General features: G+C 67.6%; 11 protein-coding genes. 8 read left to right on the top strand and 3 right to left on the bottom strand.

Annotated elements, in window-relative coordinates; all coding sequences use genetic code 11:
• Positions 1–118: 118 nt before the first annotated feature.
• Complete coding sequence (locus tag ACFV15_RS46400) at positions 119–772, bottom strand: ArsR/SmtB family transcription factor (RefSeq protein WP_378359671.1); 654 nt, start codon at positions 770–772, stop codon at positions 119–121.
• 448 nt (positions 773–1220) lie between these two features.
• Between ACFV15_RS46400 and ACFV15_RS46395 the strand changes: the two genes are divergently transcribed.
• Positions 1221–1538, top strand: coding sequence for a hypothetical protein (locus tag ACFV15_RS46395; RefSeq protein WP_378359669.1), 318 nt, complete (start codon positions 1221–1223; stop codon positions 1536–1538).
• 34 nt (positions 1539–1572) lie between these two features.
• Here ACFV15_RS46395 and ACFV15_RS46390 read toward each other — a convergent pair whose 3' ends face one another.
• A complete protein-coding gene (locus ACFV15_RS46390) occupies positions 1573–3546 on the bottom strand; it encodes a DUF6541 family protein (protein WP_378359667.1) in 1974 nt (657 codons plus the stop codon).
• 88 nt (positions 3547–3634) lie between these two features.
• Here ACFV15_RS46390 and glf point away from each other — a divergent pair, with 88 nt between their 5' ends.
• From glf to ACFV15_RS46360, 6 genes are all read left to right on the top strand, one after another.
• Entirely contained in the window at positions 3635–4858 is a 1224-nt protein-coding gene (gene glf / locus ACFV15_RS46385; protein ID WP_378359666.1) for a UDP-galactopyranose mutase, read from the top strand.
• On the top strand, positions 4851–5354 hold the full coding sequence (locus tag ACFV15_RS46380; RefSeq protein ID WP_378359665.1) for a phosphatase PAP2 family protein: 504 nt from the start codon (positions 4851–4853) through the stop codon (positions 5352–5354). The genes glf and ACFV15_RS46380 overlap by 8 nt, the downstream gene beginning before the upstream one ends.
• Positions 5355–5398: 44 nt before the next feature.
• A complete protein-coding gene (locus ACFV15_RS46375; protein WP_378359672.1) occupies positions 5399–6316 on the top strand; it encodes a decaprenyl-phosphate phosphoribosyltransferase in 918 nt (305 codons plus the stop codon).
• A 91-nt stretch (positions 6317–6407) separates the two neighbouring features.
• On the top strand, positions 6408–6839 hold the full coding sequence (locus tag ACFV15_RS46370; RefSeq protein WP_378359663.1) for a hypothetical protein: 432 nt from the start codon (positions 6408–6410) through the stop codon (positions 6837–6839).
• Between the two features lie 67 nt (positions 6840–6906).
• Entirely contained in the window at positions 6907–8415 is a 1509-nt protein-coding gene (locus ACFV15_RS46365) for a hypothetical protein (RefSeq protein ID WP_378359662.1), read from the top strand.
• A 31-nt stretch (positions 8416–8446) separates the two neighbouring features.
• Complete coding sequence (locus ACFV15_RS46360) at positions 8447–9034, top strand: hypothetical protein (protein WP_378359661.1); 588 nt, start codon at positions 8447–8449, stop codon at positions 9032–9034.
• Here ACFV15_RS46360 and ACFV15_RS46355 read toward each other — a convergent pair.
• Positions 9015–9527, bottom strand: a complete 513-nt coding sequence (locus ACFV15_RS46355; protein ID WP_378359660.1) for a YceI family protein — start codon at positions 9525–9527, stop codon at positions 9015–9017. The two genes, ACFV15_RS46360 and ACFV15_RS46355, sit on opposite strands and share 20 nt — an antisense overlap.
• Positions 9528–9626: 99 nt before the next feature.
• On the opposite strand from ACFV15_RS46355, the gene ACFV15_RS46350 reads away from it, so the two are divergent.
• Entirely contained in the window at positions 9627–10589 is a 963-nt protein-coding gene (locus ACFV15_RS46350) for a hypothetical protein (protein WP_378359659.1), read from the top strand.
• Positions 10590–10703 lie beyond the last annotated feature (114 nt).

The following is a 10703-nucleotide window of genomic DNA, read 5'->3' as shown; positions in this document are numbered from 1 at the left end:
ATTACCCTGGCCTCGGGGGTATTGGGTGTTTTACCCCGAACCCTAGTTCCCCGGGGGGTTTATGGGGGGCGGGTGCCCCGGGTGTAACGGGCTGGGCCCGCCGTCCCCCCGCGGGCCACTACCTATTCGCGGAGCCGAGCAGTTCGGCGCCGAGCGGGGTCAGTACGTGCAGCACCGTGGCGGCTTGCCGGTGGCTCGTGATCAGCTCGCAGTCCCGCAGTACGTTCAGGTGATGGCTGGCCGTGGCGGCGCTCACGCCCGCGACCCTGGCGATCTCACCGGTGGTGAACCCGCTCGCCGTCGCCGCCAAGATCGCGGCCCTGGTCGCGCCTAGCAGCGCCGAGACGGGCGCGCGACGCGGCGAGCCGGTGACCGCGGTGCGCGGCACCGGGTAGACCAGCACCGGCGGCAGTTCTGGATCGGCGAGTGTGACCGGGCGGTCCCAGCAGAAGTACGACGGGATGAGCAGCAGGCCGCGGCCGTTGAGGTGAATGTCGTGGTCGACCGGATAGTCGGCTTCGAGCACCGGAGCTCGCCAGCGCAGCACCGGCCGGAAGCTGTCGAGCAGCTCGTCGACGCCGCCGCTGAGCATCGCGCGCGTGCGGATCGCGCGGTCGCCGTCGAGTGCCGTCCTGATCGTGCCCAGGTGCGGCTCAATGGCTTGCCGGTGATAGGCGCGCAACGCGTCGGCGAGGTCCGTGCGGACATCCCCATCCGGCAGCCGATGCGCCCAGGACGGCGTTTTGGAAAGCGTTCCGACTTCCGTTGACACCCGCTGACGGGGTGTACGGAGAATCGCGTCGATGCCCGCTTCCAAGCCTTCCGATGATTCAAAGGGAGTAAGGAAATCCGGGAAATACGTGGCCAGTGGCAATAATGGCAAAAGAAGAGAACGCACAGTATTGATAAGGCCACTTTCCGCGAGTGTTTCACGGGTGCCGTGTATCCACTGCGCGTAGGCCGTCCGGCCCTGACGTCCTTGCAGGCGCAGGACACTGTTGACGATTTCCCAGAGCGGATTGGGGCAATCGGCCATCCGGAGGCGTGACAGATCGCGATCGGTGAAATGCACCCTGAGCATGCCGCCCCCTCGACTATGGCCGCTGACCTGTGCTTTTCGACCCAGTTCTCAGCCTGGCGACAAAAACTCGCCGCGCGCCAACACTAGTCAGCACCGCCGGATCCGGCGATCGAAATTCAGGTACTGAGGGGTAATCAGTATGCGTCGCGCTTCCGTTCTTTTCGCGTCACTCGCCGTGGCGATGGCCGTTGCGCCTGCGGCCGCTTCGGCGTCCGCGGCGAGCGTCACCAGCCTGGGCAGCTGTGACGCCCATTACGCCAACACCGCGGCGTGGGCCAACTGCTCCGCCGGTTCCCAGACGAGCTGGGTGCGGCTTGGCTACAACTGCGGAGTCGGCCCGCTCAACAGGGACTACCACTCCGACTGGTTCGTGCTCGAGATCGGCCGGAGCTTCACCATCAACGCGGAATGCAGTGTCCGTGTGAACGGCGCTTGGTACAACGTCCGGCCTTACTGAGTGGTGAGCCCGGCTCTGCGGGGAGAGCCGGGCGCTACTTGATGATCGTGTAGATGACCGCGTTCGGGTTGGCGTACTCACGGCGCAGGAAGTCCAGGCCGTCGAGATCGCGCAGGCCCGGCGCGCGGTGCATGTACGGCTTGATCGAGCCGTGGCCGAGGAAGACCCGGTGGATGTTCAGCCGCTTCACCGCCGCGCGCACCTCGGGGTCGGTGTCGAAGTCGCGGAAGTGGTCGGCCAGGTATTCGGCGTCCTTCGGGGGAACGCCGGTGTCGTAGTGGCCCGCGGTCGGCTTGATGCCGGTGATCGCGTACACCCATGCCGAGCCGTCGACCCGGTCGTTGAGCACGCGCTCGTCGGGGCCGACGCCCAGCTTCTGCAGCACCGCCATGGCTTCCAGCTCGTACGCGCTGATCGGCTGTTCGCGGTCCTTCGACTCGGGCCCGTTGTGATAGAGGAACGCGACCGCTGTCGCGTTGGCCTGGGTGTAGAAGCCCTGGGTCACCACGCCCATCGCGATCAGCACGAGCACGGCCGAAGCCAGCCCGAGCCTGGCGGGCACGCGCGGATTGTCGCGGACCCAGCTCCACTGCGAGACGGCCTTCGAAAGCCACCGCTGGATCTCGGCGAGCCCGTGCCCGGCGAGCAGGCACAACGGGATCGCGGCCAGCGCCATCAGGCGGTAGCGGTCGTTCCACCACGGACGGGACAGCGTGATCACCCATGACACGCCGCCGTAGCAGGCGACCAGCACGAACATGAACGACAGGATCACCGCCGACGCCGCGATCCAGCGCATCCGGCCGAGCGTCATGAAGCTCAAAATCCCGATCACCAGCAGACCGGCCAGCCACAGCTGCGGCTGGTTCAGGATCTGGCGGAACTTCAGCAGCTGGTTGAGCGCCTCGGTGACCTCGATGTTCGACGCCCACGGGGTGTACGGGTACGCGCTCGAGGTGAACCCGACCGCGCCGAGCACCTGCAGCGCGGCGAGCACGCCGCTGGCCGCCATCACCGGCAGCATCCGCAGGATGTCCTGCCAGACCCGGCCCTCTCGCCTGATCCAGCGCTGGACCACCATCGGGAACGCGAACAGCATCGCGCCGAACAACGCGCTCGAGTGCGCGCACAGCAGCCCGACGGCCGCCAGTGCCAGCACCATGCCGGTGTCGACGGCGGGGCGCACCAGGTAGCGCTGCAGTGCGACCGCGGCGAGTGGCGTCAGCACGATGCCGAGCGCGAACGGCAGCAGGCCGCTCGACACCGACTCGTACGCGCCGGTCGTCGCCGCGCCCGCCACGATCGCGACCGAACCGGCGAACACCGCGCGGCCGCCGAACTGGCGGATCATCGTGACCATCGAGAGCGCGAAGATGCCTGCGACGGGCACCGTGATCGCGTTCAAGGTCGCCGGGATGGTGGCGCCGGACAGGTTGTAGACCAGCGCGCCGACCAGGTGATACGCGTTCGGGTAGAACGAGCCGTTGGGGTACCAGTTGATGGTGCCCATGCCGGTGAGCGAGCCGTCGCCGGTGTCGGCGATGTAGCGGATGCCGTTCGCGTGGAACACCGTGTCCCAGCGCTGGAAGACCGCGTTCGGCCCGCCGGACGCCGAGAGCACCACGATGATCGACAACACGGTCGCCAGCACCACGCAGGCCGCGACGGCCAGGTGCGCGCGCTTGGTCCAGGGCAACGGGGGGCGGTCGGCGAGCGCCTCGCCGGGGATCCAGCCGCGGCGCAGGCCGAGCGCGCGGACCCCGTAGGCGGCGCCTGCCAGCAGCACGGTGAAGGCGGCGGCCGTCCCGACGTTGTACGGCAGGCCGGCGAGCGCGAGCCACGGCCCGGCGAGCCCGGTCGCGGTGTAGGTCAGCAGCGGGGCCAGCCCGGCCAGCGACCAGCCACGCAGCCCGGCGGCCCAGCCGATCAGGGTGCCAGGGACCGCCAGCACGATCAGGTAGACGCTGATCGCGCTCGAATAGGTCCAGAACGTGTCCGGTGTTGGCACTGCAGGTCCCGCGTTCGTCTAGTTACTGTGCGTCGTGATGTCAAGGGCTGTGCGGATGACGGTGCGCACTTGCGTACCCTGACAGCCCGTGAGCGCGCACACGAACCCCGCCCAGATTACTGAAGACGATTTCACCGGCTACGACCTGATCGTAGTTGGCTCCGGTTTCTTCGGCCTGACCGTGGCCGAACGGGCTGCCACGCAGCTCGGCAAGAAGGTCCTCATCCTGGAGCGGCGGCACCACCTCGGTGGCAACGCCTACTCCGAGGCGGAGCCCGAGACGGGTATCGAGGTGCACCGCTACGGCGCGCACCTGTTCCACACCTCCAACAAGCGGGTCTGGGACTACGTCACCCAGTTCACCGAGTTCACCGGTTACCAGCACCGTGTCTTCGCGCGCGTCAAGGACCAGGTCTACTCGTTCCCGATGAACCTGGCGCTGATCAACCAGTTCTTCGGCAAGTCGCACACCCCCGACGAGGCCCGTGAGCTCATCGCCAAGCAGGCGTCCGAGTTCCAGACCGACGCGGCGGAGAACCTCGAAGAGAAGGCCATCTCGCTGGTCGGCCGTCCCCTCTACGAAGCCTTCATCCGCGGGTACACCGCTAAGCAGTGGGAGAACGACCCCAAGAACCTGGGCGCCAACATCATCACGCGCCTGCCGGTCCGCTACAACTTCGACAACCGGTACTTCAACGACACCTACGAGGGCCTGCCCGTCAACGGGTACACCGCGTGGCTCGAGAAGATGGCCGAGCACGAGAACATCGAGATCCGGCTGAACACCGACTACTTCGACGTGCGCGAGCACATCCCGGCCGGCACCCCGACCGTCTACACCGGGCCGCTGGACCGCTACTTCGGCTACTCGGAGGGCAGGTTCACCTGGCGCACCGTCGACTTCGAGTCCGAGGTCGCGGAGACCGGTGACTTCCAGGGCACCTCGGTCGTCAACTACAACGACGAAGAGGTCCCCTACACCCGGATCATCGAGTTCCGGCACTTCCACCCGGAGCGCGACTACCCGAAGGACAAGACGGTCATCTTCCGCGAGTTCTCCCGTTTCGCGAAGGAAGAGGACGAGCCGTACTACCCGATCAACACACCGGAGAACCGCGAGAAGCTCGAGGCTTACCGCGAGCTCGCCAAGGTCGAGGCGCGCGAGAAGAACGTGCTCTTCGGTGGCCGTCTCGGTACCTACAAGTACCTCGACATGCATATGGCGATCGGCTCGGCGCTGAGCGCGTTCGACAACAAGATCGCGCCGCACCTGACCGATGGCGCACCGCTGGACGGTTCGCTCGATGGCTGAAATCGCCCTGCTGGCGAAGGTGCAGGGCGTGCTCGCACGCCCTGCCACCATCAAAGCCGCTCGCGGCATGTCCCACTTCGGTGAGCACAGCGCGGGCTGGTTCGCGGCGGGCCTCATCGGTGCCGCGGTCGACAAGGAGCGGCGCCGCGAATGGCTGATCGCTTCGGCCGGTGTGGTCGGCGCGCACGCCGCGTCCATCGCCATCAAGCGGGTGGTGCGCAGGCCGCGTCCCGACGACCCGAGCGTCGAGGTCCACGTCGGAACGCCGAGCAAGCTGAGCTTCCCGTCCTCGCACGCGACGTCGACCACGGCGGCGGCGGTGCTCTACTCCGGATTGACCGGGCGTAACCTGGTGCCCGCCCTGGTCCCGCCGATGCTGGCCTCGCGGCTGGTGCTCGGCGTGCACTACCCGACCGACGTGCTGGCGGGCGCGGTGCTCGGCGGGGCACTCGGGGGCATCCTGCGCAAGAGATTCCGGCTTGAGGGAAAGCGCTAGTGAGCGAATCACCGAAGACAGCGACGAGCGATGACGTCGAGAACGTGCCTGCCGTGACGGAGCCACCCGCCCCGGCGGGTGGGCCGGTGAAGCTGGTGCGCGGCGTCATCAAGACGGCACGGCCCAAGCAGTGGGTGAAGAACGTGCTCGTCTTCGCGGCGCCGTTCTTCGCCTTCGCGACCGCGACGAACCGCAAGGAGATGCTGTTCGCGGCCATCGTCGCGTTCATCGCCTTCTCGCTCGTCGCGTCTTCGGTGTACCTGATCAACGACGCGGTCGACGTCGAAGCCGACCGGCAGCACCCGACCAAGCGGAACCGGCCGATCGCGGCCGGGATCGTGCCGGTGCCGGTCGCCTATGGCGCCGCGGTGGTGTTCTTCGCCGCCGGCCTGGGGATCTCGTTCCTGGCGAGCTGGCAGCTGGCGGTCGTGCTCGGCGTTTACGAAGCCGTGCAGCTCGGCTACTGCTTCGGCCTCAAGCACCAGCCGGTGGTCGACCTGGCCATCGTCGGCTCCGGCTTCCTGATGCGTTCGGTCGCCGGTGGTGTCGCGGCCAACATCGCGATGTCGCAGTGGTTCCTGCTGGTCACCGCGTTCGGCTCGCTGTTCATGGTCGCGGGCAAGCGGTACGCGGAGATCATGCTGTTCGAGCGGACGGGCGCGAAGATCCGCTCGTCGCTGAAGAAGTACTCGGCGAGCTACCTGCGGTTCGTCTGGGCGACCTCGGCCGCGATCCTGATCATGTCGTACTGCCTGTGGGCGTTCGAGCTGCGGGAGAAGGCCGACAACTCGGTATGGGCGGTCGTCTCGATGGTGCCGTTCGTCGTCGCCGTCCTGCGCTACGCGGTCGACGTCGACAGCGGCAACGCCGGCGAGCCCGAGGAGATCGCGCTGCGTGACCGGGTGCTGCAGGTGCTCGGTGCCACCTGGGTGGTCACTTTGTTCCTTTCGTTCTATCTGTAATCGACAGGTTCAGCACAGCTGAGGCACAGGAAACCGAGTCACTCTGGGTTGTGGGAGCGCTGACGTTCCCCGCGAGATCCAGGAGTGCACGATGACCGAACCGCAGGACAAGCCGCAGAACAAGGCGGGGGAGCAGGCTGCGTCCGATGCTCCGACGGTGGAGACGCCGAAGGAACAGCCGGTGACCGAGACCGCCGAGACCAAGGCCGAGGCGCCCGCCGGGCCGCCTCCGGTCGCCGCGCCGCCCGTATACCAGGCCGCTTACCCGCAGCAACCACCTCAGCCGGGCAAGTTCAAGCGTTTCGCAGGCCATCGCGCGACCCAGCTCGTCGCGGTCGGTGTGCTCGGGCTCGTGATCGGCGGCGGGATCGTGGGCGCCGCCACCGGATTCGGTCACGGCGGCGGACCGCGTGACGGACGGCAGGGCGTGCACCGCCACTACGACGGAGCCCCTGGTGGACCCGGGTTCCGTGGCCCAGGTCGTGGCCCCGACGCGCGGCCGGGCATCGAGTATCACCGCTGACCGGGGTGGCCGAGGTCACGGCGTGTAGGTAACGAAAACATCACGGTAACCGTGTACGGTGGCCGGGATGCGTTCCGCTGCTGCTATCGCCGAGTCCGTGGGTCCCCGGCCTGTGGTCACCGCCCGATCGCTGCTGCCCGCCGGCGTGGCCGCCGTGTCCGCGGTGCTGTTCACGCTGGCGCAGCCGCACCTCATCGACGACGCGTACATCACGCTCTCCTATGCGAAGAACCTCGCTTTCCACGGTCACTGGGGCCTGATCGAACACGGCACGGCCAACACGGCAACCTCGCCGCTGAACGTGCTCGCCGTCGCGGCGCTGACGTTCGTCTTCCGCGACGCGGTGTTCGCCGCAGGCGTGCTCTTCGTGCTGGCGCAGGTGGTCACGTACTTCGGCTTGCGCCGGATCGGCGAACACACCGGCCTGCCGAGCTGGTTCGCGCCGCTCGCGACCATGCTGCTGATGGCGAACCCGCTGCTGGTGTCCTCGATCGGGCTGGAACTCCCGCTCGGCATCGCCGGGCTGAGCTGGCTCATGGTGGCCTTCGTCGAACGCCGCCCCGTCGCGTTCGGGCTGGCGGCCGGGCTGCTCGCGATGGTCAGGCTCGATCTGCTCGTGGTGGTCGCGGTGCTGTTCTTCGCGCGCCGGAAGTTCTGGGAAGGCATCTGGCAGACGTTCTTCACGGCGCTCGCGGTGACGCTGCCGTGGTTCCTGTTCAGCTGGCTGAGCTTGGGCTCCGCGGTGCCGGACACGCTGATCATCAAGACGTTGCAACGGTCATGGGGACCGTGGAGCGTGACGAACGGCCCGCTCGTCTACTTCCGGCATTTCCCGCTGAGCACCGCGCTTTCGTTCCTGCCGCTGCTGGCCGGTGGCGCCGCTGGTCTACTGTGGACAGTCGTAGCGCTGCGCGGCTCGAAGCCGGTACGACGGTTGCTTCCCTTCGCGGCCTTGGCATTCGGCGGAGCGCTGCACTACCTCGTCTACTCGTTGCTGGAGGTGCCGCCGTACCACTGGTACTACGGCCCGAGCATCGCCTGCGCGACGATCTTCCTCGCCGCCATGGTCGCCGCGGTGCCGCGCTACCGGATGCCCGCCGCGATCGGCGTGGTGGTGATGGCAGCCGCGAGCGTCGCCGTCTACCTCTCGCCCGGCCTGCCGCGTGATTTCGCGCCGATCACCAGCAATCACGCCACTTCCGAGCAGTACCGCGCGATCGGCGCGGAACTCGGCCGGATCGCGAACGGCCGGGTGGTGCACAGCGCCGGCGAGATCGGGGCGCTCGCGTACTCGTGTGACTGCACGATCGTCGACCTGTTCTCGGACCGCGGCGCGGTCGGCCCGGAGATCAACGAGAGCAAGAACCGCAGCGGCCCGCTCACCCGCGCGCTGATCGACGCGAACTTCCGCTTCCTCGATCAAAGCGTCCCACCCACCACGCCGGACCTGCTGCTGGTGGAGTCGACCGACAACCCGCCCGCCGGCACCATCGCGGGCTGGAAGATCTCGTCTCCGTGGACCGGCGAGCAGCACCTCTACCTGACGACGGCGCCGGAGAACGGGCTGATCGGCTGATCCTCTTCCGCTATAAAGGAAGGGGGTGCCGATGACGGCTTTTCAGCGATATCTGGCGAACGAGTCCGCGATGATCCGCAGTATCGGATTGTGGCTGCGCGGCCGGAAATCCGGCGTCGAGGACGGCGGTGTGGCCGTGCCGTATGTGCAGCCGCAGAAGCCGATGTTCATCGTTTTCGCGGCGGTCACGGCGGTCGAGACGGCCATGCTCTGGCTGGCCGATCTGGGGCTCGCCATCGACCTGGTGCTGCTCGTGCTGGGGATATACCAGGTCATGCTGATGGTGGGCCTGCTCGCGGGCAATGTCACCCGCCCGCATGTGGTCTCGCCGCGCGAGCTGCGGGTGCGCGGCGGTGTGTTCTTCGATCTTCGGGTGCCCGCAGGCAACATCCGCTCGCTGCGGCGGCAGACCGTCAATCACGAGGGCTATCGGTTCATCACCGTCGAAGACGACGTGCTGGTGCTCGCCGTGGTCCAGGAGACCAATCTGATCGCCGAGTTCCACGAGCCGGTCGGCTACGTCCGTCCGCTCGGCAAGACCGGGACCGTGCGCGCGGTGAAGTTCTACGCCGACGAGCCCGCGCTCGCGGTCGGCGCGTTCAGGTCAGGACCGCCGTGACGTCGACGATCAGCTTCAGCTCGCGGCCGCCGAGGCTCGCCATCGTGTCGATCCCGTACTCGGTGCGGTCGACACTGGTGGTCGCGCGTGCGGCGAACACGCCGTCCGCGTAGGTCGCGCGCTCGGGCACGAGGGTGATCTTTCCGGTGGCCTGCTGCACGTGGAGCACGCCTTCGAGTAGCCAGCCGTCGCCGTGCGGGAGCACCCGGCCGGACCGGAAGCCGATCACCGGGTAGCGCGCGGTGTCGAGATACCGGCGTGACCGGATCTCGACGTCACGCTGGCGGTTCCCGGTGTCGAAGCTGGCCGCGTCGATATCCGCGTCCACCATGGATTCTTCGAGTGGGTCGCCGACGATGATCCGGCCACTCACAAGCGCGAAGCCGCCACGCACGGTCAGGCCGAACAGATGTTTGCCGGAAAAAGTGACCCGGGAGCGAGCCGGGTCGATCGCGTATACGCCGGGCGGCGGGATTTCTACGGCCGCGCTCACCGCGCCAGACTACGTCACGAGTGGGTATTTCGACCGTGTGGGAGTCGCTCGAAACGGTGAAATTCTTCGAGACGCATCGCTGGGTCGAGAGGAGTTGTCGTGTCCGCTGGAAGCTACAGCGTCCTGCCTGCCGAGGTTCGCATGATCACCAGCACGGTGGAGAGCCTGAGCTCGTCGGCACTGTCCACCGTGCGTGATCTGGAGACACTCGTGATCGACGTGCTGTCGTTCGCGGGGATCGGCGCCAGTGTCGCGTCGGCGAACACGGCACTGCAGTCGCAACTTGTCGGGGGCTTGAGCAAGTTCATCCATCTGATCAACGACATCAACACGGGCGTGCGTGCCGTGGTCGACGGCTACACGGCCGCCGATGAGGCCACCGCCCGCGCTTATGGCGGCCAGCAAGGCCAGCAGGGCACCCAGACCGCCCAAGCACAGGCGCCCGCCGGTGCGGCGGCCGGTGGAGGCGCCGCGGCCCCGGCTCAGGTCGCTCCCCAGCAGCTCGACCCGCGCGTGGTCGACTCGATCATGCGCTCCGAGGGCACCGGCGGTGAGCAGGGCGGCGTGCGCGAGGCCTACGGCTTCCGCGAGAGCATGCACAACGGCTACGACCGGATCATGGCCGCACGCAACCAGTACGGCGTCGGCAGCGCGGAAGAACGTGCCGTGGTCAGCGAACTGATGACAGCCAACGCCCGCCGCGCCGGCGCGCTGCACTTCACCGACGCGGGCGTCCAGGCCGCGATCATGTCCGGCGCACACATGCGTGGCGCCGGTGGCGTGCAGGCGATCATGAACCACATGGCCGGGGCCGACATCGTCCAGAGCGGCCGGCTGTCCCAGGACGCCATCACGCACATCCAGGGCCTCACGCCGGAGCAGTTCCAGCAGGAGTTCCGCGACGCCCGCCTCGCATACGACCGCGAGATCTACGGCGACACCACCACCCGCCAGGGCGGCCACACCGCGAACTGGTGGGACCGCTACGGCACCGGCCTCACCAACCGCTACGACCGCGAGCAGCAGGAGTTCCTCAACCTGGGCCGCCAGCCCCAGCGCTAGCCGCCAAAAAAAATCCCAATGAGGTTTTCTCAGTAGGGGTGTTGGTGGCGGCGTGTTGGGCCGGGTAGGCGGAAAGCCCCTGCTAGGACTGGATTTCTTGACGATCTAGTCCGA

Origin of the sequence: Amycolatopsis sp. NPDC059657, assembly GCF_042734395.1 — a bacterium.
Lineage (GTDB): Bacteria > Actinomycetota > Actinomycetes > Mycobacteriales > Pseudonocardiaceae > Amycolatopsis.
Note: the sequence above shows the minus strand (reverse complement) of the source record. Positions and strands in the feature narration are given on the sequence as shown.